At 37.3% G+C, this 24785-nt stretch carries 28 protein-coding genes; 17 read left to right on the top strand and 11 right to left on the bottom strand.

All coding sequences use genetic code 11. From position 1 onward, the window contains the following. The first annotated feature begins 13 nt into the window (after positions 1-13). Positions 14-2155 carry a PAS domain-containing sensor histidine kinase gene (locus tag POF52_RS22850; RefSeq protein ID WP_271995158.1) on the top strand — a complete coding sequence of 714 codons (2142 nt, stop codon included), beginning with the start codon at positions 14-16 and terminating at the stop codon, positions 2153-2155. Positions 2156-2580: 425 nt separating this feature from the next. On the opposite strand, the gene POF52_RS22845 is transcribed toward POF52_RS22850, so the two are convergent. From POF52_RS22845 to POF52_RS22830, 4 genes are all read right to left on the bottom strand, one after another. Then, positions 2581-2697 carry a YfhE family protein gene (locus POF52_RS22845; protein ID WP_013055148.1) on the bottom strand — a complete coding sequence of 39 codons (117 nt, stop codon included), beginning with the start codon at positions 2695-2697 and terminating at the stop codon, positions 2581-2583. A gap of 101 nt (positions 2698-2798) precedes the next feature. Beyond that, positions 2799-3359, bottom strand: coding sequence for a GNAT family N-acetyltransferase (locus tag POF52_RS22840; protein WP_013055149.1), 561 nt, complete (start codon positions 3357-3359; stop codon positions 2799-2801). 255 nt (positions 3360-3614) lie between these two features. Beyond that, positions 3615-4742 (bottom strand): amidohydrolase, encoded by a 1128-nt coding sequence (locus POF52_RS22835; RefSeq protein WP_271995155.1) that lies wholly within the window; start codon positions 4740-4742, stop codon positions 3615-3617. Positions 4743-4803: 61 nt separating this feature from the next. Next, positions 4804-5706, bottom strand: coding sequence for a TIGR01777 family oxidoreductase (locus tag POF52_RS22830; protein WP_271995153.1), 903 nt, complete (start codon positions 5704-5706; stop codon positions 4804-4806). A 97-nt stretch (positions 5707-5803) separates the two neighbouring features. On the opposite strand from POF52_RS22830, the gene recX reads away from it, so the two are divergent. Next, positions 5804-6613 (top strand): recombination regulator RecX, encoded by an 810-nt coding sequence (gene recX, locus POF52_RS22825; RefSeq protein WP_271995152.1) that lies wholly within the window; start codon positions 5804-5806, stop codon positions 6611-6613. 279 nt (positions 6614-6892) lie between these two features. Here recX and POF52_RS22820 read toward each other — a convergent pair whose 3' ends face one another. Continuing rightward, positions 6893-7546, bottom strand: coding sequence for an SDR family NAD(P)-dependent oxidoreductase (locus POF52_RS22820; protein ID WP_271995151.1), 654 nt, complete (start codon positions 7544-7546; stop codon positions 6893-6895). Between the two features lie 82 nt (positions 7547-7628). Here POF52_RS22820 and POF52_RS22815 point away from each other — a divergent pair, with 82 nt between their 5' ends. Then, entirely contained in the window at positions 7629-7943 is a 315-nt protein-coding gene (locus POF52_RS22815; RefSeq protein WP_013055154.1) for a YfhH family protein, read from the top strand. A gap of 84 nt (positions 7944-8027) precedes the next feature. Here the strand turns inward: POF52_RS22815 and POF52_RS22810 are convergent, their stop codons facing one another. After that, positions 8028-8183, bottom strand: a complete 156-nt coding sequence (locus POF52_RS22810; protein WP_016762865.1) for a small, acid-soluble spore protein K — start codon at positions 8181-8183, stop codon at positions 8028-8030. A gap of 135 nt (positions 8184-8318) precedes the next feature. Between POF52_RS22810 and POF52_RS22805 the strand changes: the two genes are divergently transcribed. Further along, positions 8319-8588, top strand: coding sequence for a YfhJ family protein (locus POF52_RS22805; RefSeq protein ID WP_013055156.1), 270 nt, complete (start codon positions 8319-8321; stop codon positions 8586-8588). 63 nt (positions 8589-8651) lie between these two features. On the opposite strand, the gene POF52_RS22800 is transcribed toward POF52_RS22805, so the two are convergent. Then, positions 8652-9632, bottom strand: a complete 981-nt coding sequence (locus POF52_RS22800; RefSeq protein WP_271995309.1) for a metal-dependent hydrolase — start codon at positions 9630-9632, stop codon at positions 8652-8654. A gap of 239 nt (positions 9633-9871) precedes the next feature. Between POF52_RS22800 and mutY the strand changes: the two genes are divergently transcribed. After that, on the top strand, positions 9872-10966 hold the full coding sequence (gene mutY, locus POF52_RS22795; protein ID WP_013081544.1) for an A/G-specific adenine glycosylase: 1095 nt from the start codon (positions 9872-9874) through the stop codon (positions 10964-10966). Between the two features lie 33 nt (positions 10967-10999). On the opposite strand, the gene POF52_RS22790 is transcribed toward mutY, so the two are convergent. Continuing rightward, on the bottom strand, positions 11000-11224 hold the full coding sequence (locus POF52_RS22790) for a hypothetical protein (RefSeq protein WP_014461827.1): 225 nt from the start codon (positions 11222-11224) through the stop codon (positions 11000-11002). Positions 11225-11340: 116 nt separating this feature from the next. Between POF52_RS22790 and fabL the strand changes: the two genes are divergently transcribed. From fabL to POF52_RS22765, 5 genes are all read left to right on the top strand, one after another. Continuing rightward, complete coding sequence (fabL, locus tag POF52_RS22785; protein WP_016762867.1) at positions 11341-12090, top strand: enoyl-[acyl-carrier-protein] reductase FabL; 750 nt, start codon at positions 11341-11343, stop codon at positions 12088-12090. Positions 12091-12187: 97 nt separating this feature from the next. Continuing rightward, positions 12188-12481, top strand: coding sequence for a gamma-type small acid-soluble spore protein (locus tag POF52_RS22780; RefSeq protein ID WP_013081547.1), 294 nt, complete (start codon positions 12188-12190; stop codon positions 12479-12481). A gap of 189 nt (positions 12482-12670) precedes the next feature. Beyond that, positions 12671-12931: a YgaB family protein gene (locus POF52_RS22775; RefSeq protein ID WP_013081548.1), complete on the top strand. Its 261-nt coding sequence runs from the start codon at positions 12671-12673 to the stop codon at positions 12929-12931. Positions 12932-13126: 195 nt separating this feature from the next. Further along, a complete protein-coding gene (gene ntdP / locus POF52_RS22770) occupies positions 13127-13663 on the top strand; it encodes a nucleoside tri-diphosphate phosphatase (RefSeq protein ID WP_013055163.1) in 537 nt (178 codons plus the stop codon). A 169-nt stretch (positions 13664-13832) separates the two neighbouring features. Then, complete coding sequence (locus tag POF52_RS22765; protein ID WP_271995143.1) at positions 13833-15584, top strand: ABC transporter ATP-binding protein; 1752 nt, start codon at positions 13833-13835, stop codon at positions 15582-15584. Between the two features lie 35 nt (positions 15585-15619). Here the strand turns inward: POF52_RS22765 and POF52_RS22760 are convergent, their stop codons facing one another. Together POF52_RS22760 and POF52_RS22755 are read right to left on the bottom strand one after the other, a co-directional pair. Next, positions 15620-16708, bottom strand: a complete 1089-nt coding sequence (locus tag POF52_RS22760) for an FUSC family protein (protein WP_013081550.1) — start codon at positions 16706-16708, stop codon at positions 15620-15622. Between the two features lie 550 nt (positions 16709-17258). Continuing rightward, positions 17259-18557 (bottom strand): glutamate-1-semialdehyde 2,1-aminomutase, encoded by a 1299-nt coding sequence (locus POF52_RS22755; protein ID WP_271995141.1) that lies wholly within the window; start codon positions 18555-18557, stop codon positions 17259-17261. 202 nt (positions 18558-18759) lie between these two features. Here POF52_RS22755 and POF52_RS22750 point away from each other — a divergent pair, with 202 nt between their 5' ends. The 6 genes from POF52_RS22750 (at position 18760) to perR (ending at position 23066) form a co-directional block, all read left to right on the top strand. Further along, positions 18760-19773, top strand: coding sequence for an ABC transporter ATP-binding protein (locus POF52_RS22750; protein ID WP_013055167.1), 1014 nt, complete (start codon positions 18760-18762; stop codon positions 19771-19773). Continuing rightward, entirely contained in the window at positions 19766-20557 is a 792-nt protein-coding gene (locus POF52_RS22745) for an ABC transporter permease (RefSeq protein WP_013081552.1), read from the top strand. The genes POF52_RS22750 and POF52_RS22745 overlap by 8 nt, the downstream gene beginning before the upstream one ends. Before the next feature lie 9 nt (positions 20558-20566). After that, positions 20567-21352, top strand: a complete 786-nt coding sequence (locus tag POF52_RS22740; protein ID WP_271995308.1) for an ABC transporter permease — start codon at positions 20567-20569, stop codon at positions 21350-21352. Positions 21353-21444: 92 nt separating this feature from the next. Beyond that, positions 21445-21837 carry an ion channel gene (locus POF52_RS22735; RefSeq protein WP_013081554.1) on the top strand — a complete coding sequence of 131 codons (393 nt, stop codon included), beginning with the start codon at positions 21445-21447 and terminating at the stop codon, positions 21835-21837. A gap of 69 nt (positions 21838-21906) precedes the next feature. Beyond that, on the top strand, positions 21907-22377 hold the full coding sequence (gene bcp / locus POF52_RS22730; protein ID WP_271995137.1) for a thioredoxin-dependent thiol peroxidase: 471 nt from the start codon (positions 21907-21909) through the stop codon (positions 22375-22377). Between the two features lie 254 nt (positions 22378-22631). Continuing rightward, a complete protein-coding gene (gene perR, locus POF52_RS22725) occupies positions 22632-23066 on the top strand; it encodes a peroxide-responsive transcriptional repressor PerR (protein WP_013055172.1) in 435 nt (144 codons plus the stop codon). Between the two features lie 22 nt (positions 23067-23088). Here the strand turns inward: perR and POF52_RS22720 are convergent, their stop codons facing one another. Then, the gene (locus POF52_RS22720) at positions 23089-23448 is read right to left on the bottom strand and encodes a YgzB family protein (protein WP_013055173.1); all 360 of its coding nucleotides are present in this window, start codon (positions 23446-23448) and stop codon (positions 23089-23091) included. Between the two features lie 222 nt (positions 23449-23670). Between POF52_RS22720 and POF52_RS22715 the strand changes: the two genes are divergently transcribed. Next, the gene (locus POF52_RS22715; protein ID WP_271995123.1) at positions 23671-24537 is read left to right on the top strand and encodes a nucleotidyltransferase-like protein; all 867 of its coding nucleotides are present in this window, start codon (positions 23671-23673) and stop codon (positions 24535-24537) included. The last annotated feature ends 248 nt before the right edge of the window (positions 24538-24785 follow it).

The raw sequence follows: 24785 nt of genomic DNA, 5'->3' as shown, positions 1-24785 counted from the left end.
AAGGTGAACAAACATGAAATGGTTTAAATCTCATACGTTTTGGAAAATCTTCACGATTAATGTGCTTCTTATTTGTACCGTACTGACGCTAATGTTTATTGTTTCAAGAGTGATGCTGCCTAATATTTCTCAAGATCAATATCGGCAGGTAACTGATAAAACCGTCAAGAGAATGAAAGAGCAAATTAACGTCGTCATTAAAGATATTTGGAGCCTAGGAGACGAGGTACAGCAAGATCCTATTTTTTTATCGGATGATGAACAAGAAATAGACAAAGAATTGCAGAAAATAGTTAATATTTCACCGTATATCGATAGCGGAACCATTTTTAATGTAAATGGGTATGTTGAGCATTATTACCCGAACGATTTAAAGAATATGAAACATGTGAACTTAAGTAAAAGAAAATATTTTCAAGAAGCGCTGCGAACCAAAAAAATATATTTAAGCGATGTCGTTTCAGCAGATACAAAGCACTACATTGTAGTGATGGCGATTCCTATTTTGGATGGGCAGCAAAATGTAAAAAAGGTCGTAAATTTAGCGCTGCGAATTGAAGAAAATAAAAGTTTTCAATCCATCTTTCAAACGTTCGATATAGGAGAGAACGGCTATACATTTATTGTAGACCGCAATGGTAGAATTATTTCCCACCCAGAGAAACAGAGAATCGGTGAAAATGCTAAGAAAAACGAAATCGTTCAGAAAACGATGAATCATAAATCAGGATATCAGCGCGTGGTGAACACCGAAGGTAAGTATTTCTTTGCGTCTTTCGAATATATTCCTGTTTTAGATTGGGGAATTGTCGCTGAATTACCCGTTGAAGACATTTACAGGCCTTATGAAATGTTTGAAAAAACGCTTTGGATCGTTTCAGGTGTTACGATTTTACTGCTTTCTTTTTTTACTGCGTTATATGCAAGGCAAATTGTGAATCCAATTCATAAACTATATGAATTGGCGGGACAAGTAGCGCGCGGGAATTTTAATCAAAAAATTCCGGAACGAGAAATTGAGCGGGGCGAAATCGGTATTTTATCTAAACAGTTTAATGAAATGATTAGCTATATCCGCCATTCTAAAGCGAATTTACAGCAAAAAGAAAATCAGCTGCAGGAACAAAAAACGTTTTTAAGACAAGTTATTGACATTAATCCAAGCTATATTTATGCTATCAATCAAAAAAGGGAATTCATTCTCGTTAATGAATCTTTTGCGATGCTCTTAGGTGAAAAATCTGATGACTTAATTGGACGATCAATTGATAAATATCAGTTCAACCTTCAATCAGATCTTTTATATAAAGGGGCGTTTTCAAACTGTACCCAAAAAGGGATGGTATTAGAAGAACAGTTTAAAGATTCGAAAGGAAACCGGCGCTGGGTCGAAACAGCAAAACTTCCTATTATGAATGAAAAACAGGAAGTGATTCAAATGCTGTGTGTATCGACAGATATTACGGAGCGTAAAAAGGCAGAAGAGAAGCTTAGAACTTCTGAGAAGCTTGCCGTGGTAGGAGAACTTGCAGCTGGAGTGGCTCATGAAATCAAAAATCCTTTAACTTCTTTAAAAGGTTTTGTTCACTTATTAAAAGAACAACATCCTAAAGATGCTTTGTATATAGATATCATGGAAACTGAATTAGAACGAATGAATGGAATCGTAGAAGAATTTTTGATGTTAGGAAAACCTCAGGTAATGAAGGTTGAATCTTTGAATATGCAAGCGCTTGTTCAAGAAGTGTGCTCACTTCTTGAACCTGAAGCAGTAGAAAATGAAGTAGCTTTCATATTTGAAAGGGACGACCAGTTACCAAAGGTGTATGGAGATAAAAATCAGTTAAAACAAGTATTTATTAATATTATTAAAAATTCTATCGAAGCAATGCCTGAAGGAGGCGCTATTCATATTACGATTAAAGTAAAAGAAAACCACCTTTGGCTGCAGCTTGCTGATGAAGGACAGGGTATTCCTCCTGAACGGTTAACGAAGATAGGTGAGCCTTTTTATAGTACAAAAGAAAAAGGTACAGGTTTAGGACTGATGGTCAGCTATCGGATTATTAAAGCTCACCACGCGCAGATGACGTTTTCTAGTCAGTTAGATAAAGGAACAAGTGTGGATATATTGTTTCCAATAATAAAAAGGTAGGGGAAGTTTCCCCTACTTTTTATTATTATACTTATAATATATCGAAAGCCTTGATGGTATTAAAATAAATGAAAGTACTAAAGAAGATATCCACAGGTTAACAAGAAGTTAACTGCTGAATTATATAGGATATTCACAATTTTATCCACACAATTCACATTTTTTCAGAAAATTTACATAAAAATTACCCACTGTTATATCAAGTTATGAAAGCGGTAATATGCATATCCAATAAAGTTATGCACATTATCCACATAATTGTGGGTAAACTTTGTGGATATAGTAGAGTAGTAAAAAAACTTCAATAACATCTATAAAATCTTCGTATTATTATGTCTACATAATATAAAAACGTCCTTCCGATACAAACTGTACAGAAAGGACGTTAAGATGATCAAGCGTTGGATAGAGATGTTTTGCCTCACTTATTTTTTCGTGTAGCCGCCTGCACGGTCTGCTTTTTTAAACTCGCGGCCGTAATAGATTTCTTGAGCGCTACTTAACGTATTTTTTGCGTTTTCTTTTCGTTTTTTTTCAGACATAAAAAAACCTCCAATTAACGTTTTTCGATCATGCTACTTATTTTTTCCAGAATCTCTCGTTTTTAATCATAAAAAAAGCTCTCCGTTACACGGAGAGACTCTTACGCTTCTTTAAGCTGGTGATCTTCTTGAACGTCTTGTTCGTGACGCAAGTAGTATAATGTATACAAGTCTTTTGGAATTTCGTATAAATCATATACGTCTTCATGTTGATTAATTTCATCGTATAAAGCTTTGTGTGTTTCATTTGCAAGTACTGCATAAGGCAGTTTTTCTGCAGCCTTAATAGACCTGATATTGATTTTACGAATTCGCATAAAAATTCGCTCTATATTTAACTCAAAGAACAGTTCATTAAAGAACGCTTCTTTTGCAATTTGATTATATCCTTTTCCATGAAACGGTTTGCCAAGCCAAGTGCCTAAAAAACCAGCTTGGTCCTGTACATCAAATAAATTAATGGTGCCGATAGGGTTACCCCATTCGTCTAAAATCGTGCGAGAAATAATTTCTCCATGATCTTCTGCTTCCATCGTTTGTTTAGTCACAAATAAAAATTCTTCATAGGAATGGGCTTTATGACGAACAAAAGGGAAGACATCAGGATGTACCATGAGTTCGTATAGAGATTGACAGTCATTTAGGTCACGTTTTTTTAACATAACTTTTCCCTCCTGATCGAGGGTATATACAGACTCCAATCAAGTCCCCACCCTCGAAATTTTTTAATAATTAAAAAAATTTCGGGGTGGGAATCGAACCCACTAGAACCAGTTACCTGGTGGCGCACCATTTGCCTTCCCATTACAAGTCAACAAACATAAAAAGTCAACGTGTGATGTTTATGCTTTTGTGAAATTCACATGCTTCTAAACGTATCATACTAAAAAAAATAAAAAAAGAAAATAGGTAAAATGTTAATTTTTTTTAAATAATATTTTACCATCTATCATGGTGAAAAGGGGCTTTGCTAAGTAGTGAAAGGGATGATGGCTCCATAGCACTAAATCAGCGTCTTTTCCTGCTTCGATACTGCCGATTCGCTGATCAATACGAAGATTTCGAGCAGCAGCAATCGTGATGCCTTCTAATGCTTTTTGTTCTTCGAGCCCTTCACGTACGGCAATGGATGCACAAATATTTAGGTACTGAATGGGCGTATAAGGATGGTCTGTTGTAATAGAAACTTCTACTCCTTCATTGCAGAGAGCTTGATAGGTTTTCCATGTTTTATTCTTCAGTTCAACCTTTGAGCGGCGTGTTAAAGTTGGTCCTACGCTTACTTTTAAGTTTCTTCCGCCTAGCTCTTTAGCAATTAAGTGACCTTCTGTACAGTGTTCAATACGAACGTCTAAATTAAATTCATCTGCCAAGCGCAGAGCTGATAGAATATCATCGGCTCGGTGAGCATGAATTCGAACGGGAATCTCTCTATTCAGTGCTTGAATGAGTGGTTTGATTCGCAAATCATCTTTATTGTCACTGCTTTTTGCATGATAAAAGGCTTCTCTCAGCATCCCCATAATACCCATTCGTGTAATGGATTCCTTGTTGCCATGGCTGTGGATTCGTTTTGGATTTTCTCCTAGCGCAATCTTAAGTCCAGCTGTCTCTTGAATCAACATTTGAGAAATACTTGTTCCGGCTGTTTTAATAACGGACGTTGTACCTCCGATCACATTTGCACTTCCAGGCATAATGTGTACAGACGTAATACCCGCTTCAATGGCATCTTTAAACCCAGGATCTAAAGGATGTACGCTGTCAAAAGCTCGGATATGGGGAGTCATAGGCTCGATTGTTTCGTTAGCATCATTTCCGGCCCAGCCGGTTCCTTCATCATATAGTCCTAGATGTGTATGAACATCAATAAATCCAGGGAATAAATAGCGCTGTTTGCAGTCAATGACTTCTACTTGAAGAGGAGGCTGCAAGTTTGACCCAATCAAAACAATTTTTCCATCTTGAATGAGCACATCATTATTATAAATAGGTTTTGACGTAATAGGATAGAGCGTTGCATTTTTCAAGAGAATGGTTTTCATAAAGGATGCTCCTATCTATCGGCAGCTTAGTCATCTGTTTTAGGTAAATATCAGAAAATAACTAGAGTAAATCTCGCAATGCATCTTCTAATACAGTATATGTAAAAATGTAATTCTGTTGAATCAATTTTTCAGGTAAAACACGCTGTCCTTTCAAAATAATCATACTCATTTCTCCCATCAGCATCTGAAAGCCAAAGCTAGGTACGGGCATCCAGTGAGGGCGATTTAACACTTTGCCAATCGTCTTTCCAAACTCTTTCATTTGAACGGGGTTTGGGGCAGTTACGTTAACAGGTCCTTCTATTTGTTCGGTATGAATACAATAATCAATAATTTTGACGACGTCTTGAAGATGCACCCAAGACATCCACTGCTCTCCCGAACCAACTGTTCCCCCCGCAAATAATTTATAAGGAAGGGCAGTAGAAGGGAGTGCCCCGCCATCTTTGCCTAATATAACGCCGAACCTTGTTAAAACAGTACGAATATTGAGTTCCGTCGCTTTTAGCGCTTCATTTTCCCATTTTTTTACCGTTTCAGCTAAAAAATCGGTGCCGATGGATGGGGAAGCTTCTGTGAACGTTTCTGTAGTTGATGTCCCGTAATAACCAACTGCGCTTGCATTTACATAAAGGGACGGTTTTTCGGGTAAGGCAGCCATAATACGAAGGATTTCTTGAGTAGAAGAAAGGCGACTTTCCACAATGGCTTTTTTGCGCTCGTCCGTCCAGCGGCCGCTGTTAAGTGAAACGCCAGCTAAATTGATAAAAACGTCTGCTCCTTCTACATGCTCTTCAGGTTGGCTGTTTTCTTGCATCCACTCTACATATTTAAGTTTCGGATCTCTTGCAGCTTTATCTGCATTGCGTGTTAAAATATATACATAATGTTTTTGTGTTAAAAAATGTTTTGTTAAAGCTTTACCTACGAATCCAGTTCCTCCAGCAATAACAATTTTCATACGAACTTCCTCCTTTGTTGAGATAAATAAAAATGTGTATGATACGTTTGGCGGTTCTTCAGCCATTAATTTAATAAGAAATATGAGGTGAAGGTGTATGCCTGTTGTCACAAAGATCACAACGCAAAAGAATAGCGGTGAACGTTATAATGTGTATTTAGATTATGGTAAAGGTGAAGAGTTTGGCTTTGGTGTTGACGAAAATGTCCTCATCAAATATAACTTGAAAAAAGGTCGTGAGCTTGATGAATTTGAATTAACGGAAATTCAGTACGCAGATGATGAGAAAAAAGCTTATAATTTAGCGATCACTTACTTATCTTATCGAATGCGCTCTGAAAAAGAGGTACATGATTATTTAAAGAAAAAAGAAATTAACTCTACTATTATTCAACAAGTTATTCAGAAATTAGTCAGCCACCGTTATTTAAATGATGAAGAGTTTGCAAAAGCATTCGTGTTAACTCAAATGAACACGACATCAAAAGGACCAAATGTGATTCAAAGAGAATTAAAAGAAAAGGGAATTTCTGATTCCATTATTACCCTTAGTTTATGTGAATACCCCGAAGAACAGCAAATTCAAACTGCTGTGAAATTAATTGAAAAGTTAAAAGGGAAATATAAAAAATTATCTCAAGTAATGATGAAACAAAAAATGGAACAAGCATTGGCAGTGAAGGGCTATTCATTTTCTATTATTCAAGAAGCATTTCAGCGCACGAATACAGAAAAAGAAAGCGATGAGGCATGGGAAGCTCTGCAATACCAAGGAATGAAAGCTCATCGTCGTTTTTCAAAGTATGAAGGCTGGGAATATCAGCAAAAAATGAAGCAGGCTCTTTATAGAAAAGGATTCTCTATTGACCAAATTCAATCATTTCTAGATTCCATTGAAGAGGAATAAAGGCGGGACAAAAGTATGTTAGTTGAAGAGAAATCCGAACGATGAATCGAGATTCTTGATGGAGAATCCAACTCGTTCGGATTTTTTATTGTGATGGTAAACGTAAACTTCATGTATTTAGCTGCTTCTAGCGGTTGATTGGAGGGCAAGACGAAGACTCCTGCGGAAAGCGAAGTCCTGCACGGAAATCAACCGCCGTGTCATAAGCAATTACTATAAGAACATTTATACAATGTGTTTATCTTTAGATTAAATTGATGCAGTTATGTTTCAATCTTTTTAAAACAAAATATCTTCTGAGTCATTCTGCTGTTTATAAATAATCTCAGCGATTTCGGAAGCCGAGCGTAATCGGCTTTTATCTTTAATGTGGTTGTTGTGATCCCAAAAAGGAGTATTCATGCCTCCCATGTAAGCTGCAATCACATGAAGGTTGGTATCTTGATACTCCACTTTTAAACTTTCTGTAAATCCCCTTACGCCAAACTTACTTGCTACATAGACGCTTTCATTAGCTTTCCCGCGAAGTCCTGCAGTTGAAATGATATTCATCACTTTAGGTTCAGGTCTCGTTAAGAGATGAGGAATAAGCGCTTGTGTTAAAAAAATAGTTCCTTTTACATTTGTATCAATGACTTCATCGATGGCTTGTTTTGTATAATCCGTCAAAGGACCAAAATGTCCAATGCCTGCATTGTTGATAAGGATATCTACTGAATGCTGCATCAGCAGTTTTTCTACAGATTTTCCTACTTCTTCATACTTTGTAATATCTACAGACATCGTATATACGTTGTCTCCTAGCTCATGCTGCGCCTCTTTTAATTTATGTTGATTGCGTCCAGCTAGAATGACGTTGTAGTCTTTTGCGTAAAGTTTAGCGAGTTCTTTTCCAAGACCCGTCGCACCGCCCGTGATTAGTACTGTTTTCATTCCCAAAACTCCCTTTTCATAGTCTCCCTTTAGTTATACCTTTTGTTATAATAAAATGAAAGCAAACAAGGGGGAAAACAGCATGTCTGAAAAACGTTACAGTGATATGACGACGTATGAACTTCAACAAGAAATTGGGTCTCTTCAAGAAAAAGCACGAAAAGCTGAGCAGCTTGGCATGGTCAATGAGTATGCAGTATTAGAAAGAAAAGTAACAATGGCTAGGTCGTATTTATTGGATCCCGAAACGTTTAAAGCAGGGGAAGTATATGAAATTCAAGGAGATCCGGGTTCGTATTTTAAAATTGATTATATGAACGGAGTTTTTGCGTGGGGGTTTAGACTTGGCTCGCCGCAAAACGAAGAGGCATTGCCTATTTCCATGTTGAAAAAATAAAGGGACGAACAAGCAGCACGAAGTGTGCTGCTTGTTTGATTTCTATATTTACTTTATTTTTAAACAAATAAACAAAACAAGCGGTTATTCTTCGCGCTCATTAGAAGCATGCATACGTTCTTGAGGGTGCGTGTTAATTGTTCCATTTGCACGTTTTGAAGCGTACTCAGCTTTTGCTCGAGGTTCGCCTTCAAGCTTAGTATGATGTTGGTTTGTAAAATCTTTTGCTTTATTGCGCATCGATACCTCTCCTTTTACAACAGAAAGCGTTGCGGTTATGATATAGTACATGAGGGAGTGAATAACTCCGCATTTATAGTGTAAGTTAAAAGTGCAAACATACTCATAAAGAATTTTGGTAATCGAGGTGTTCTTATGAACGATATATTTGAAAGATTAACGAATCAGCTCTTAAATAAAAACAGTTCGCTCTCATATGCTCAAGCACGCACGTGGGTCGAGCTTTTCTGGGAAGATTTTGAATCATCTTACGCAAAAGCAGGATATGATTATAAAGGGAAAGAAGCGACGGAAAAGGTTGTTACGATGTATATCAACAGCTACGGAGACAAACTTCATGAAATCGCGGTTAAAAACCCTAAATATCAGCATTTATTAAATAACGATGACTATTTAAAACATTAAATAAAAACGAACCGTCTTGAGCAGACGGTTCGTTTTTGGGTTTCATATTTGTTCTTGTTATGATTAGTGCGGGAGATAATCAAGCTTTTTACGCAATTTTTTCTCACTGAAAATCCAACCTGTGTACGAACAAATGATATTTAAATCGTAATCAAGCTGGACTACGGCTACAAATGGATAGTAGTCTTTGCTGCGGTAGCGTAAATCAATAAAGCGCACTTCAATGTGGTCGTTATATTCATCCAGTTCCCATCTATAAATAGGTGAAAATGAAAGAAAAGCAGATAAATTTTCATCTTTTTTTGCTACTTCAATTACGGCTGATTCGGGAATTGGAATTTTATCAAACGTATCATAAATAAAAATTTCTTCTCCGATTGCTCTTCCTACATGAAAATACTTTTCGGTCGTCACAGCTAAGTGCCAGTGAGTGAAACGCATTGTAGGAGAGATATTGAGCTTGATAACATCAGGAAACTGTTTTCGAAGCTTCTTGGCAATTTGGTGGCGCATATAAAAGCGCAATCCATAGTAAAATGCCAATAACACATACAGCGTAATAAATGTTGGTCCTGGCTCTGCTCCAATAAACCAGATTAAAATCGCGAGTACGTGAGCTGAGAAAATCACATAATCAAACGTGTTGATTACGCCAAGCGCAATCCATTTATTTGTGAAAGGCCGTAAAGCTTGCGTGCCATAAGCATTAAAGATATCAACAAAAACATGAATAATGACGCCTGCAAAGGTCCACATCCATAGATGCAGCAAGTTAGCTCCTGGCAGCAGAAGCGAAAGAATGAGCACGATAAGCAAAGGCCATAAAATAACAGCCGGGATAGAGTGTGTAATTCCACGGTGATTGCGGATATACTGTGCATTGTTTCGCAACTTTAAAACAGTGTCTAAATCAGGTGCTAATGACCCGGCCATTACGCCAATCATTACAGCATCCATTGTGGCTGTATTCGCAGATACAGTGGGGTCTAATGTTGCAAGGCCGCCTAAAGCGATTCCCATTGCAATGTGTGTACCAGTATCCAGAGCGAACTCCTCCTTTGTAAAATGACAATCTTAGATTATCCTAATTCAGCATGGAAGCTGGATTCAGGGCGAAAAATCTCGCTTTATTACTAACGCAGCAAATTAGCTGTTTTTATTCATTATTTGAACAATTCATTTTACTATTCATATTTGTAGTTGTTATAAGGTTATCATAAAGTTACTAAGATTCAAAAAGCAACACATTGTATATGTATAGTTAATACCTCGGAGGCTATGACGTGAAACAAAGTAAAGATATTGTACAAAATTTCGATATTCGAGCATTTCAAGATGACTTAATCTCTTGGTTTGAGCAGGAACAACGCATTCTACCTTGGCGTCAAGATCAGGACCCTTATAAAGTGTGGGTATCTGAAATTATGCTTCAACAAACGAGAGTAGATACGGTCATTCCGTATTTTAATAATTTTATTAGCAAATTTCCCACTATTAAAGATTTAGCTTATGCAAATGAAGATGATGTGTTAAAAGCGTGGGAAGGATTAGGCTATTATTCCCGTGCCCGTAATTTACAAACCGCCGTTCGAGAAGTTCACGAACAATACGGGGGAGAAGTTCCGAATACGCCAGCAGAAATCTCTAAACTAAAAGGAGTAGGCCCTTATACAACAGGAGCTATTTTAAGTATTGCATACGGAGTGCCGCAACCTGCTGTAGATGGAAATGTCATGCGTGTGCTATCGCGCATTTTATCCGTTTGGGATGATATTGCAAAACCGAAAACAAGAAAGCTGTTTGAAGATATCGTGCATGAAATTATTTCAAAAGATAATCCTTCCTATTTCAATCAAGGCATGATGGAACTGGGTGCCATTGTCTGTACACCAACTTCTCCTTCCTGTTTGTTATGTCCAGTTCGCGAACACTGCCGCGCGTTTGAAGAAGGAGTGCAGAATGAGCTTCCTGTTAAATCAAAGAAAAAAGCGCCGCGTGCTCTTCAGCTTGCTGCAGCGGTGATTAGAGAAGAGGATGGAAATTATCTGATTCATAAACGTCCAAGCAAAGGACTTTTAGCTAACCTATGGGAATTTCCAAATATAGAAGTAGATCTTAGTATAGCGCCAGATCATCAGCAGCTTCAGGCATTTATTCAAAATGAGTACGGAGCTGATATTAAAATTAATGCGCCGTTTACCACAATTCAGCACGTGTTTTCTCATATCGTCTGGAACGTCACAGTATATGAAGCAGAGCTGGTAAGTGATATCAGTGCATTAAAAAACTTGAAAGTAGTTTCTGAAAAAGATTTAGAACAATATGCATTTCCTGTTTCCCATCAAAAAATCTTAAAAGAATATTTACTTGTTAAATAAAAGAAGCGTGGATAAACTCCGCGCTTCTTTTATTTAATCATATGAAACATGCGTGCCGTGTGTATAATCTGCTTCGTGGCGCTGTAACCCGCCCCGTGCTTCAATTTCTTTAATAATTTGCTGATGAATACTTTGTCCTTCAGCATTTAAATACGGCGTCATTTGCTGTAAAGAGTGATGGAAAAACGCAAGCTCGCTGTCTTTCCACTCGCTTTTAGAAATCATTGAAAGAGCCGTCATGTCTCTACCTACATACATTCTATTCACCTCGTTCATTTTATCAAGTTTTATCTATTTTCCCTATATTACTTGTTTCTTATGCGATAAAATCAGTACAATGTAAAGATAATATGATACATAAGGGAGATGACATCATGTCACAAAAGGTAGCACTAGTAACGGGAAGCAGCAGAGGTATTGGTAAAGAGATTGCCTTACGTCTGGCTAAAGAAGGATACGATATTGTATTAAACTATGCACGAAGCAAAAGTGCAGCTCAGGAAGTAGCGGAAGAAATCAAAGCATTAGGCAGAGAAGCATTAGTTGTTAAAGCAAACGTAGGAAAAGTAGAAAAAATTAAAGAAATGTTTGAGCAAATTGATGAAGCATTCGGTCGCTTAGACGTATTTGTAAGTAATGCGGCTTCAGGGGTTTTACGTCCTATTATGGAATTAGAAGAAACTCACTGGAATTGGACAATGGACATCAATAGTAAAGGATATTTATTCTGTGCACAAGAAGCGGCTAAACGTATGGAAAAAGTAGGGGGAGGAAAGATTGTTACCATCAGTTCGCTTGGGTCTATTCGCTATTTAGAAAATTATACAACAGTAGGCGTGTCAAAAGCTGCTGTAGAAGCGTTGACCCGCTATTTAGCAGTGGAGCTGGCTCCAAAGAATATTGTGGTAAATGCTGTATCTGGAGGGGCTGTGGATACAGAAGCATTAAAACATTTCCCAAATCGCGATGAGCTTCTAGATGATGCGCGCAAGCATACTCCAGCTGGTCGTATGGTGGAGCCAAAAGACATGGTAGATGCAGTTATGTTCTTAGTGTCCGATCAAGCAAATATGATTTGCGGTCAAACGCTTATTATTGACGGAGGGCGTTCACTTTTAATGTAAGGTAAATGTGTTTTTTGCTTGCACCTTAAAATACTGAAAAAAGTTTGCATACCCTATTTACCTCCCGGGCATATTAATTTTCGTGGAGGTGATTACAATGGCAAAACAAACAAACAAAACAGCATCTGGTACAAGCACACAACACGTGAAACAACAAAATGCTCAAGCATCTAAAAACAATTTCGGTACTGAATTTGGTAGCGAAACAAATGTACAAGAAGTGAAACAACAAAATGCTCAAGCAGCGGCAAACAAAAGCCAAAATGCTCAAGCATCTAAAAACAACTTCGGTACTGAATTTGCTAGCGAAACAAGTGCTCAAGAAGTGAGACAACAAAACGCACAAGCTGAAGCAAAGAAAAACCAAAACTCTGGTAAATACCAAGGTTAATATCAAAAGCGAACTTAACGTCTTTCATACGGCGATGTTAAGTTCGCTTTTTCTTATATAAAAAGCAACAAAGTATGACAAAACTTCTTGAAACTTTACACAGCTCGTCAAAGGAATCTGGATCACCTAAACAGAATGTTAACAGAAGTGCCGCGTGTATGGTTAAAGCAAATAGGGAGGAGCTATCGTATGAAAAAATTTGATCAGCTAGTGACTCAACAATTGGAGACCATGGATCAACTTCTGTTTTTGCAGTCTGAGATTGAGCGCTGTCAGGAAATTGAAGGTGAACTAATAAAACTTCATGAAGAAGCAAAACTGCATTCTGTGCAAGATGAAATTAGTGAAATGAAGCTAAAATTAAAAGAGATTCAATTGACGTTTGAAGCACAAACCGAAGACATTATTCGTACATATAAAAGTGAAGGGGCTTGCTCTACACTTGCTTAATGAACATTGATGGGTCACTTCCTCTCTTTTTTAAGGCTGCCAAGCAAAGGAAAAGTAGGGGGAGTGACTTTTTTGAACTCAAGAAGGTTAGCACATTTGTGTTAAAATGAGAGAGAAACCGTTATAATAAACATAAGACAAATGGAGACGTTATATGAATTTTTTTAAGTGCTAAAATGAAAGTAGGTATTGGAGATGGGAATTCCGGTGGAAGGAGAAACAATTCAAATACACAGCTACAAGCATAATGGACATATTCATCGCGTGTGGGATCGGACAACCGTATTAAAAGCAACCAATAACTTAGTGATTGGAGGAAATGATCGCACGGTCGTTACAGAATCAGATGGACGAACATGGGTCACAAGAGAGCCTGCAATTTGTTATTTTCATGCTCAGCAGTGGTTTAATGTCATTGGGATGATCCGTGAAGATGGAATTTATTATTACTGCAATATCAGTTCGCCGTTCATTTATGATGACAATGAAGCGCTCAAATATATTGATTATGATTTAGATATCAAAGTCTATCCAGATATGACATACACCCTTCTTGATGAAGATGAATATGAGAAGCATCGAAAAGAAATGAATTATCCAGAAGTGATTGACCGTATTTTACATAATCACGTTGAGGAGTTAAAAGGTTGGATTCGACAGCGAAAAGGCCCGTTTGCTCCAGATTTCATTGACATTTGGTATGAGCGCTTTTTAACATATCGGCATTCTTGATGAATGATCTAGAGAACATTATGTTAGGCCGTCTAAAGCTGACTGTTTGATATAATGTTCTTTTTGGCGTTATGCTCACCATCTTTTAGAAGAGATAAAAGCACTAAAAAATCGACGCGTGTACATATACTAAGAAAGCTTGCCCTCATAGATAGAAAGGGGAGATTTTATGGGAAGTATAAGACGCTACATGAAGTTTGTACAGCCATACAAATGGCAAATTGTCGGTACTGTATTAATTGGTATTATTAAATTTGCTATTCCTTTATTAATTCCGCTGCTTTTGAAATATGTGTTGGACGATATCGTAAATGGACATGGCATGTCCTCCTCTGAAAAAGTTCATAAAATGGTGACGATTATGGGGATTTCGTTTGTTGTATTTTTAGTGTTAAGACCTCCCATTGAATATTACAGGCAGTATTATGCTCAGTGGGTATCCAGCAAAGTACTATATGATATACGGGATCAGCTGTTTAGCCATATTCAAAAGCTTAGCTTGCGTTATTATGCAAATACGCGAGCGGGTGAAGTGATTTCACGAGTCATTAATGATGTAGAGCAAACAAAAAACTTTGTTATCACAGGTTTAATGAACGTATGGCTTGATATGATGACGATTGTAATAGCCATTGTGATTATGTTTACGATGAATGTACCTTTAACACTGGTATCGATTATTTTGCTGCCGGTTTATGCGTTCTCTGTAAAATATTTTTACAGTCGTCTTCGCCATTTAACAAGAGTCCGTTCGCAGGCTTTAGCGGAAGTGCAGGGGCATTTACATGAAAGGGTTCAAGGGATCTCTGTTATTCGCAGCTTTGCTATTGAGCCTCATGAGCAGAAGCAATTTGATAAGCAAAATTCAAATTTTCTACAAAAAGCAATCAATCATACGAATTGGAATGCAAAAACATTTGCAGTAGTGAATACCATTACCGATTTGGCACCTTTAATCGTGATTACATTTGCTGGATATCAAGTCATCACAGAAAGTCTTAGCGTAGGAACGATGGTAGCATTTGTGGCCTATATTGACCGCTTGTATAATCCGCTCCGCCGCTTGGTCAATTCATCGACTACGCTCACGCAGTCTGTTGCATCTATGGACCGGGTGTTTGAGTTCATTGATGAAGAATACGATATTACAGACAAGAAAGATGCAAAAGAATGTACTGAGCTTCATGGAAAGGTGCAGTTTGAGCACGTTTCATTTGCTTATGAAGAAGAAGAAAAACCTGTGATTCATGATATTAATTTAGATGTAGAAAAAGGAAAATCCGTTGCGTTTGTTGGAATGAGCGGAGGAGGGAAATCCACGCTTATCAGCTTAATTCCGCGCTTTTATGATGTGACAGAGGGTAAAATTCTCATTGATGACATTGATATCAAAACCTATAAAGTACGCAGCCTGCGAGATAAGATTGGAATCGTCCTGCAGGATACGGTGTTGTTTAGTGACACGGTTAAAAACAATATACTGCTTGGAAAGCCAGGAGCGACAGATAAAGAAGTAATTGCTGCGGCAAAAGCCGCAAATGCCCACGATTTTATTATGAATTTGCCCGAAGGATATGATACAAAAGTGGGAGAGCGGGGAATGAAGCTATCAGGAGGACAGAAGCAGCGTATTTCCATTTCGCGCGTATTTTTAAAAAATCCAGCTATTCTTATTTTTGATGAAGCCACTTCAGCTCTAGATTTGGAAAGTGAGCACTATATTCAAGAAGCATTAGCTGAACTAGCAAAAGACCGTACGACTTTCATTGTAGCCCATCGTTTATCTACAATTACTCATGTTGATGAAATTGTACTTTTAGAAAATGGAAGAGTAGTCGAACGAGGTTCTCATGAGGAGTTAATTAAGAAAAAAGGTCATTACTATCAGCTCTTTAACGTTCAGCAGCTTGATACAATTTAAAAACACCACCTATTGTCTAACAATAGGTGGTGTTTTTAATCTTCTTGTCGCTGATGATTAATATCAAATGAGTTAGCATCCTTGTGATAGTTTTGGAACGTATCAATCAGCTTATCAAGATGCTCTAACTCTTCACTATACTCAATGATGACAGAAATTAAAGGGAAGATATGATAAATAACCTTATTCTCTTCATCATTATCGTATATTTTGTACTGCATAAATTTATCGATTAAAGCTCGTTTTCCAACGCAGGCTTCGTTTGGTACAGTAGTGGTTGGCTGTACGCGTAATTTCCCAATGAATTTTAATAATACTTGCTCATGATACATTAACAGGCACTCAACTTCAGATTTGATTAAATCTTGAAATTGCTGCGGCATGACTTGAAGATCATTTTCCACTCGGTGAAGTAGTTTCAAGGTTGTAAGAGCTCGTGTTGTTACGGTAATCATTTGACGAAATAAAACGAGCTTGCGTGACTTAACAAAACGTTTTTTGGTTGAATAAGTGCGTTCTTCTTTGTAAAAATCAAAGATTTGATTCATTTTAGCCACATTGTCTTTCATTTTTTCAATGTCTTCTTTTAACAATGTGTGCTCAGATGCGTGATAAAGATTCATGCGAATCCATTTAATAATTTCTTCCGTTGTGCTTACAATTTTATAATACAATCTTGTTTCATACTTTGGCGGAATAAAAATAAGATTGACAATAAATGCTGAGAATACCCCAAGTAACACTGTACCAAAGCGTATAAGTGCATATTCAACGAAATTATCTCCTGGATTTTCCATGATTGCAATTACTGTCACAAGCGCAAGCCCAATTGTATTATTAATACGTAATTTTAAGTTGACTGCAATGACAACAACAGCGGTAAAACCAATAATGATGGGATGGGTACCAAAAATAAGTCCAAAACAAACTGCAGAAGCAGCTCCAATCACATTCGCCTGTATTTGCTCCAATATTGTTAAATAAGATCTGTAAATAGACGGTTGAATTGCAAAAACTGCCGCAATTGCCGCAAATATTGGAGATGGTAAACTTAGAAATTCACCTAATAACAATGAAAGTGTAATGGCAATTCCCGTTTTTAAGATGCGGGCACCAAGTTTCATGTGCGTTCGTAGTTCCTTTCTGTAAAAAAGTTTTTTCGTTATGAAGAATGTTCCCCAAAACAAATGATAAATTGCAAAAATCAATCCTTCTTTATTACATAACCTGTTGGAAATAATATAAACAATAACATACTATACAAGGTTTAAGAATGGATATCAAGAGAAAACAAGCAGAAAAATAAGGGTATTTCTCGGGATTTTTCGACAGGCTGAAAAAAAGGAGATGACGCGTAAGAAATGGTTATGAAAGGTGGGAATGTTCTATAAGGAAACCCGAAGGTAAAACGAAAAAGAGGTCGAGACATAACGAAATAAATCCAATCTAAAGACGAACAAATGGGATACATGAACTGAACCGCTTGTGACACAGCAGTTGATTTCCGCAGTAGTCTTCGACTTGCTCTTCAATCAACTGCTAGAAAGACCTCCATACACGAAACCTACGTTTACCATAACAAAAAAAAACGAACCACTAATCAAACATCTTGATCAATGGTTCGTTTTTCACTTCGTCTAAAATCCTTTTATTTCGGCCTCTTTAGAATAACAATTAACGTTCTTCACTTAATTGTTTAAATGCTTTTTCGACTGCTTCTAATGTGTCGGTAATATCTTGTTCTGTATGAGCTGTAGTAAGGAACCATGCTTCATATTTCGAAGGAGCTAAGTTGACACCTTGGTGGAGCATTAGTTTAAAGAAGCGTGCGAATAATTCGCCGTCTGTATTTTCTGCTTGTTCATAGTTTTTGACCGTTTCGGTTGTAAAATAGACAGTAAGAGCGCCTTTTAATCGATTGATAGTAATAGGCATGTTATATGTACGAGCATGTTTTAAAATACCTTCTTCGAGCATTGCCCCTAGCTTATCCAACTGTTCATAAACACCTTCTTGCTTTAGTACTTCTAGGCAAGCAATCCCAGAAAGAATAGAAGCTGGGTTTCCTGCCATTGTACCTGCTTGATAAGCGGGTCCAAGCGGCGCCACTTTTTCCATGATTTCTTTTTTACCGCCGTAGGCTCCGATTGGAAGGCCGCCGCCGATGATTTTTCCAAATGCAGTGAGATCAGGTTTTACACCAAGTAAATCTTGAGCTCCACCGTACATAAAGCGAAACGCTGTAATAACTTCATCGTAAATAACAAGTGCTCCAGCTTCGTGAGTTAATTCATTAACTTGTTCTAAAAAGCCAGGTTCCGGCTCAACAATTCCGAAGTTTCCAACGATTGGTTCTACTAAAACAGCTGCAATCTGATCGCCCCATTTTTCTACTGCTTCCTTGTAAGGCTCGATGTCGTTAAAAGGAACTGTGATGACTTCGTTAGCGATACTTTTTGGTACACCAGCAGAGTCAGGAGTGCCGAGTGTAGAAGGACCAGATCCAGCTGCTACTAATACAAGGTCAGAATGGCCGTGGTAGCAACCTGCAAATTTAATAATTTTATCGCGTCCAGTATAAGCGCGTGCTACACGGATCGTTGTCATAACGGCTTCTGTTCCAGAGTTGACGAAGCGCACTTTATCTAATGCGGGCATCGCTTCTTTGAGCATTTTAGCAAATGTGACTTCATGAGCAGTTGGCGTACCGTAAAGAACACCGGTTTCAGCTGCTTTTGTAATAGCTTTCGTGATATGAGGATGAGCGTGTCCCGTAATAATAGGACCGTAAGCTGCTAAATAGTCAATATATTTATTTCCATCAACGTCCCAGAAATAAGCTCCGCTTGCCTTCTCCATTGCAACAGGCGCTCCGCCTCCTACGGCTTTATATGAACGTGAAGGGCTGTTAACGCCGCCTACAATATGCTCGAGCGCTTCAGCGTGTAATTGTTCTGATTTTGTAAATTGCATAGTATGCCTCCTAATGAAAAGTTCAACTTCTTTATTCTATCAAACTTATTTGTTTCTTGAAAAACATTCGAGAACGTGTATGATAGAAATTTGTGAGCTAACTGCTAGAAAATAGTTCCTGGTCTCTTGGAGGAGTTGCTAGCAAGGGCGCCGGAAACAATAAAAGAAACCACTAATACGTCGACGTAACGGAGGGAATACAATGAAAAATGCTATTGAGGTGAATCAACTTCGGAAAGAATTTAAAGCCTATTCTAGCCGCTCTGGCCTTAAAGGGGCATTCCGGGATCTATTTACCCGTAATTATAGAGTCATGAAAGCTGTGAACGATATATCGTTTACCGTAAAACAAGGGGAAATGGTAGGGTATATAGGAGAAAACGGAGCGGGGAAATCGACCACAATCAAAATGCTGACAGGAATCTTAACTCCTACTTCAGGCGACATTACCGTAAATGGAATGAATCCCCATAAGGAAAGAGAAAAGTTTGCCCAAACGATTGGTGTTGTTTTTGGTCAACGCTCTCAGCTGTGGTGGGATATTGCCGTACAAGAATCTTTTCGCCTGTTAAAAAAAGTATACAAAGTGTCAGATGAAGATTATAACGCTCACATGGAGCACGTTATTCAAACGTTAGATATCGGGCCGCTGCTAGATAAGCCAGTGCGAAAGCTTTCTTTAGGTCAAAGAATGCGCTGTGAGCTGGCTGCTGCTCTTATTCATAATCCGCCGCTTCTATTTTTAGATGAACCGACGATTGGTTTAGATGTACTAGTTAAATTAAAAATCCGTCAATTTTTAAAAGAAATTAATGAAAAATACAACACGACAATTTTGCTTACAACACATGATTTAGCAGATATTGAAGCTTTATGTGAACGCGTTGTAATGCTGGATGAAGGCAGTATTATTTATGACGGATCGCTACAAAAGTTGCGTTCGAACTGGGGCGACCTTAAGCAGGTTACGTTTGAATTCGGAACTGCGCCAAATAAAGAGCAGTTGAAGCTATTGACGCAAGGAATGCCTGTTAACTGGATTGAAGGTGATCAAAAATATTTGTGGACAGCACAGCTTCAAAATAAAGGCGACTTAATGTCGCAGCTGATTGCTAAAGTGGTGGCAAAGCATGAAATCAGCGATATTAACATTGAAGAAATTTCGACGGAAGAAATTATTCGCAACATTTATGAAGAAGGTGTTGTGAATGGATAAATATATAGAGATGATACGCATTCGTTTTTTAATGATGCTAGCGTATCGGACGAATTATTACAGCGGAATATTGATTTATGCAATTAATATTGGTGCTTACTATTTTTTATGGTCCGCTATTTATGGAGGAAAAGAGAATATTCAAGGTTTATCCATTACTCAAATGACAACGTATGTAGCTGTTTCATGGATGGCAAGAGCCTTTTACTTTAATAACATTGACCGTGAAATGGCAACGGAAATTAAAGATGGCAAAGTGGCTGTAGAGTTAATTAAGCCTTATAGCTACCTTGGTATGAAAACGATGCAAGGACTGGGAGAAGGGATTTTTCGGCTGCTGTTTTTCTCAGTGCCCGGCATGATTATTGTCGCGTTTTTATTTCCAGTACAGTTCTCAGCAAATGCAGCAACATGGCTTTATTTTGGACTGTCTTTAATTTTTAGTTTCATTATCAATACACAAATTAATTTATTAACGGGTATTACGACTTTCTTTCTCTTTAACAATGATGGACTCATTCGAGCGAAGCGCGTTGTTATTGATTTGTTTTCAGGACTTCTTCTGCCCATCAGCTTCTATCCTTTCTGGGCGCAACATATTATGAGTTATTTCCCTTTTCAAGCCATTAGTTATATTCCGAGCATGATTTTCACAAATGGATTTAAAGGGCAGGAAGTAATAAATGCTCTTATCACACAAGCAGTTTGGTCAGGACTTCTATTCATCCCTATTGCATGTTTGTGGAACATAGCGAAGAAAAAAATGGTTATTCAAGGAGGGTAGTCTATGAAAATGTTTTATTTTTCGATTTTCTTTCAGTACATCGGTCAATATATGAAAACACGGCTTCAGTATCGTACCGACATGGTAGTTGAAATCATATCGGACTTATTATTTCAAACGGTTAACTTAATTTTTATTTTAGTTGTATTTGGTCATACTCAGTCGCTGCACGGATGGTCACGAGAGGAAATTATCTTTATTTATGGTTTCTTTTTAGTTCCTTTTGCTATTTTTTCGTCTTTCTTTAACATTTGGGATTTCAATGAGCGCTACATTGTTAAAGGAGAAATGGACCGAATTTTAACGCGGCCGATTTATAGTTTGTTTCAAGTTATTTTGGAGCGAATGGAGCTAGAATCATTGTTTGGTGGTGTCACTGGGATTGCCGTAATGGCTTACGCTGCGTCTTCTTTACATCTTCATTTCCAGTGGTATGATGTTTTTATTTTTCTATTATTTATTTTAGGAGGAGCGCTTGTATACGCAGGAATTTTCATCGCCTTAGCAAGTATAGGCTTCTGGTCGGATGCAAGAACCTCTATTATGCCTACTATTTATAATATTGGAAACTACGGAAGGTACCCGGTAGATATTTACAATAATGTCATCCGCTATGTTTTAACGTGGATTCTTCCTTTTGCATTTGTAGGCGTATATCCAGCTGCTTATTTTCTAGGAAGGGCTGAATGGTACGGGTATGCATTTTTAACCCCAGTTATGGGAATCATCTTTTTTACGATCTCTATCTTCTTATGGAATACAGGAGTCAAAAAATACAGAGGAGCAGGCAATTAAATGTCTGCTCTTTTTCGTGGCTTCGGAGTAGTAATGAATGGACAAGAACGCGCGTATAGTGGTAATAGAGTATAAATTAAAGGAGTAGAATGATGGTTATTTTTCTAATCCTCGTTATCATCGTTTTTGTAATTGGTAGTATGAAGTTTCTCTTTGAAAAAGAACTTGGAGAATTTCATTTTTTCTCAATTGGTCATTTCTTTGTCTTGTTTTATTCATATATTACAGTTTTATTGGGATTTAGCCTTATTTATACAGTGTGTGAGATGGGGAGTATTCCAGTATTAAGCGGAGGGTTTGAACATGAAGGTCATTATTTTTATACCCTGTTTAACAGCATGTATTTCAGCGCAGCAACGTTATTTTCAGTAGGATACGGAGATATGTATCCGGTTGGAATTGGGAAATTATTTGCAACTTTTGAAGCGTTTATCGGCTATATTATGCCTGCAATCTTTGTGATGCGAACTGTTACCCGCACTTAAACTTGTCATCTTATCTAATATTGGGTACGCTATTCAAAGAAAATGAAAAGCGTAAAGGAGAAGATAAATATGACAGCTGTAGTTGGAGAAAAAGCACCCGATTTTGTATTGATGTCTACAAATGGAGAGCAAGTATCACTAGCGTCGATGAAAGGCAAAAACGTTGTGCTGTATTTTTATCCGAAAGATATGACGCCAGGCTGTACAACAGAAGCCTGTGATTTCAGAGATCAGCATGAAAATTTTGAAGAGCTAGATGCGGTGATTCTAGGAGTGAGTCCGGATCCAATCGACAAACACCATAAGTTTATTGATAAGCACGGCCTTCCATTCTTACTTTTAGCTGACGAAGATCACAGCGTAGCTGAAGAGTATGGAGTATGGACACTGAAAAAAAACTTTGGAAAAGAATATATGGGCATTGAACGCTCCACTTTTATCATTAATAAAGAAGGAATGCTCGTAAAAGAATATCGCAAGGTTCGAGTGAAAGGACATGTGGAAGAAGCTTTATCATTTATTAAAGAAAAAATGACATAAAAACAGGCAGATAACTAGAGCAGTTTTAGTCTTTGAACATACAATATCAGTGTAGGGCATACCTCCTCAGATGTTAATATATTTAAAAGTGTGGATTGATTTCCACACTTCTTTTTTTGCATAAAATATATGAAAAGTTTCTACTTATTACATAAAATAGGAATAGGCATCAAGTTGACAAAACGTGGGTAAAACATGTAGACTAATTATAAGAATTATAAAGTAATAATACTTACAGAAGAGGGGTGCATGACGTGTCAAATCATTTACAAGAAGCCCTTGAAACGTTAAAAGGTACTGGCGTTCGTATCACACCACAACGTCATGCTATTTTAGAGTATTTAATCAATTCAATGACACATCCAACAGCAGATGATATTTATAAAGCGCTGGAAGGTAAGTTTCCAAATATGAGTGTAGCGACCGTTTACAATAATTTAAGAGTATTTCGCGAAGTAGGTATTGTAAAGGAACTAACATACGGTGATGCATCAAGCCGGTTTGATTATGTTACAACAGAGCATTACCATGTGATTTGCGAAAGCTGCGGAAAAATTGTGGATTTTCATTATCCTGGTTTAGACGAAGTAGAAAAGCTGGCTGCTCATATTACTGACTTTGATATTAGTCACCACCGAATGGAAATTTACGGAACGTGTCCTGATTGTACGGCTAAAAAAGCGCATTAATAAGCTGATAGTAGTGATACTATCAGCTTTCTTTTTGTTTTTTTCTATTATACTTTTCGTCGAATTGTTTTCCTTCAAGAGACTGGTCAAGCGTAAGCGGCTCATTGCAATACATACACATATCTACGCGCCCTAGCATTTTGGTTTGCTTTTGACATGTAGGGCAGGTTACTTGAACCGCTTTTGTAGAAAGCATGCCAATCCAGAAATAAACGCCGGTACTAGCTACGATGCACAGCAAACCCAAAAGCATAAAAATAGTCATTAGCCAGACTGAAGATCGAAAGAAAATTCCCCCATACATAACAATGAAACCAACAAAGATCAGACTGAGTGCAAACGTGCGAATCTTGTTAATTTTATTTGAATACTTTATCCCCATCAGTATCCCCCCTGTTACCAATATATCATAGAGTGAGATAATGAATGGTAATAAAAATTGAATCTTCGGAAAATTATCGTTGGTTTTTGAGCTTTCTGAATGATTTCCATAATTCTGAGTGGGATATCCGTTATACATCGTATATAATAAAAAAAGAAATCTTAGTCCATAGCCTTTAAAATTTTGAAAAATATTTGTTTATTACAGTTAGGAGAGCTCAAAATGGAAGATGTTTTACGGCCAATATATCAAGAAAGAGCTAGCAATAAAGAGACACTAGGTATTTTACTGATTGAAAAAAAGAAATCAGAATCTCCAGTGACGGATAATTTGGATGCTATCTTATTTATTGTGACCAAAACTACAGAAACTTCTCTTTTTATTAAACAATACGAATATGAAAATGAGCGTGCGGCACTTTATATGGCTTCTGAACAGCAAATGAGTGAATGGATTATGAATGGGACGAACCGCCGTATTATTGATTGGATCTTAAATGGTAAAGTGCTATTTGATCGGAACGAATATATGGAAAACTTAAAGAAACGCTTAATTGATTTTCCTAGAGAAGATCGGACAAAGAGAATAGGTGTCGAGTTTGCTAAGTTGATTCGCCGATTTAAAGAAGGAAAAGACTTTTATGCGTCTAATCATTATTTAGATGCATTCAATCATGTCATTCATGCTCTTCATCATTTAGCACGACTGTCTGTGTTGGAAAATGGATTTCACCCAGAAGTGACAGTATGGAACCAAGTGAAAAAAATAGAACCTGAAATTCATCGTCTTTATGAAGAGCTAATTATTAGCCAAGAAGAGGTTAGCAAGCGTTTAGAGCTGCTTTTCTTAGCGAGTGAATTTCTAGTAAATAAAAAAACTGAATTAGGTGCCAAGCATCTTGTTCATATTATGAAAAGTGAAAAGCAGGAATGGACGTTTAATGAACTGGTTCATCATCCCGAAATACGCCCTTATGCTATTGATTTAGGAATACTTCTTGAGTTTTTAATTGAAAAAGATATCATTATGGTAAAAAAAGTAGAAACCAAAGGAAAGAGTTTGTACCATAGACACTATGTGGCGAAATGATAGAGAGGATAAAGGGTATCTGATACGGTGCGGTTATGACGTGTAGATACCCTGACATATGACTTTATAGCTTGGATAAAAGGTTTTTCTAAAAAAACACGATTTATTTTAAAAAATCTATTGACGCTTTAAAATATCCGTGGTAAATTTATATACGTCGCCAATGAGCGATACTAAATTTATCAAAAACTTGAAAAAACTTCTTAAAAAAAGTTGTTGACAAAAAAGAGATAAACTGATAAGATAAA

Origin of the sequence: Priestia sp. AB (assembly GCF_028369225.1) — a bacterium.
GTDB classification, from domain to species: domain Bacteria; phylum Bacillota; class Bacilli; order Bacillales; family Bacillaceae_H; genus Priestia; species Priestia megaterium.
This window is presented reverse-complemented; position numbering and strand designations above follow the sequence as displayed.

What these genes read in the sequence shown, in the direction of transcription:
- POF52_RS22850 (WP_271995158.1), top strand. Translation starts at nt 14, where the DNA reads ATGAAATGGTTTAAATCTCATACGTTTTGGAAAATCTTCACGATTAAT.
- POF52_RS22845 (WP_013055148.1), bottom strand. Translation starts at nt 2,697, where the DNA reads ATGTCTGAAAAAAAACGAAAAGAAAACGCAAAAAATACGTTAAGTAGC.
- POF52_RS22840 (WP_013055149.1), bottom strand. Translation starts at nt 3,359, where the DNA reads ATGTTAAAAAAACGTGACCTAAATGACTGTCAATCTCTATACGAACTC.
- POF52_RS22835 (WP_271995155.1), bottom strand. Translation starts at nt 4,742, where the DNA reads ATGAAAACCATTCTCTTGAAAAATGCAACGCTCTATCCTATTACGTCA.
- POF52_RS22830 (WP_271995153.1), bottom strand. Translation starts at nt 5,706, where the DNA reads ATGAAAATTGTTATTGCTGGAGGAACTGGATTCGTAGGTAAAGCTTTA.
- recX (WP_271995152.1), top strand. Translation starts at nt 5,804, where the DNA reads ATGCCTGTTGTCACAAAGATCACAACGCAAAAGAATAGCGGTGAACGT.
- POF52_RS22820 (WP_271995151.1), bottom strand. Translation starts at nt 7,546, where the DNA reads ATGAAAACAGTACTAATCACGGGCGGTGCGACGGGTCTTGGAAAAGAA.
- POF52_RS22815 (WP_013055154.1), top strand. Translation starts at nt 7,629, where the DNA reads ATGTCTGAAAAACGTTACAGTGATATGACGACGTATGAACTTCAACAA.
- POF52_RS22810 (WP_016762865.1), bottom strand. Translation starts at nt 8,183, where the DNA reads ATGCGCAATAAAGCAAAAGATTTTACAAACCAACATCATACTAAGCTT.
- POF52_RS22805 (WP_013055156.1), top strand. Translation starts at nt 8,319, where the DNA reads ATGAACGATATATTTGAAAGATTAACGAATCAGCTCTTAAATAAAAAC.
- POF52_RS22790 (WP_014461827.1), bottom strand. Translation starts at nt 11,224, where the DNA reads ATGTATGTAGGTAGAGACATGACGGCTCTTTCAATGATTTCTAAAAGC.
- fabL (WP_016762867.1), top strand. Translation starts at nt 11,341, where the DNA reads ATGTCACAAAAGGTAGCACTAGTAACGGGAAGCAGCAGAGGTATTGGT.
- POF52_RS22780 (WP_013081547.1), top strand. Translation starts at nt 12,188, where the DNA reads ATGGCAAAACAAACAAACAAAACAGCATCTGGTACAAGCACACAACAC.
- POF52_RS22775 (WP_013081548.1), top strand. Translation starts at nt 12,671, where the DNA reads ATGAAAAAATTTGATCAGCTAGTGACTCAACAATTGGAGACCATGGAT.
- ntdP (WP_013055163.1), top strand. Translation starts at nt 13,127, where the DNA reads ATGGGAATTCCGGTGGAAGGAGAAACAATTCAAATACACAGCTACAAG.
- POF52_RS22765 (WP_271995143.1), top strand. Translation starts at nt 13,833, where the DNA reads ATGGGAAGTATAAGACGCTACATGAAGTTTGTACAGCCATACAAATGG.
- POF52_RS22760 (WP_013081550.1), bottom strand. Translation starts at nt 16,708, where the DNA reads ATGAAACTTGGTGCCCGCATCTTAAAAACGGGAATTGCCATTACACTT.
- POF52_RS22755 (WP_271995141.1), bottom strand. Translation starts at nt 18,557, where the DNA reads ATGCAATTTACAAAATCAGAACAATTACACGCTGAAGCGCTCGAGCAT.
- POF52_RS22750 (WP_013055167.1), top strand. Translation starts at nt 18,760, where the DNA reads ATGAAAAATGCTATTGAGGTGAATCAACTTCGGAAAGAATTTAAAGCC.
- POF52_RS22745 (WP_013081552.1), top strand. Translation starts at nt 19,766, where the DNA reads ATGGATAAATATATAGAGATGATACGCATTCGTTTTTTAATGATGCTA.
- POF52_RS22740 (WP_271995308.1), top strand. Translation starts at nt 20,567, where the DNA reads ATGTTTTATTTTTCGATTTTCTTTCAGTACATCGGTCAATATATGAAA.
- POF52_RS22735 (WP_013081554.1), top strand. Translation starts at nt 21,445, where the DNA reads ATGGTTATTTTTCTAATCCTCGTTATCATCGTTTTTGTAATTGGTAGT.
- bcp (WP_271995137.1), top strand. Translation starts at nt 21,907, where the DNA reads ATGACAGCTGTAGTTGGAGAAAAAGCACCCGATTTTGTATTGATGTCT.
- POF52_RS22720 (WP_013055173.1), bottom strand. Translation starts at nt 23,448, where the DNA reads ATGGGGATAAAGTATTCAAATAAAATTAACAAGATTCGCACGTTTGCA.
- POF52_RS22715 (WP_271995123.1), top strand. Translation starts at nt 23,671, where the DNA reads ATGGAAGATGTTTTACGGCCAATATATCAAGAAAGAGCTAGCAATAAA.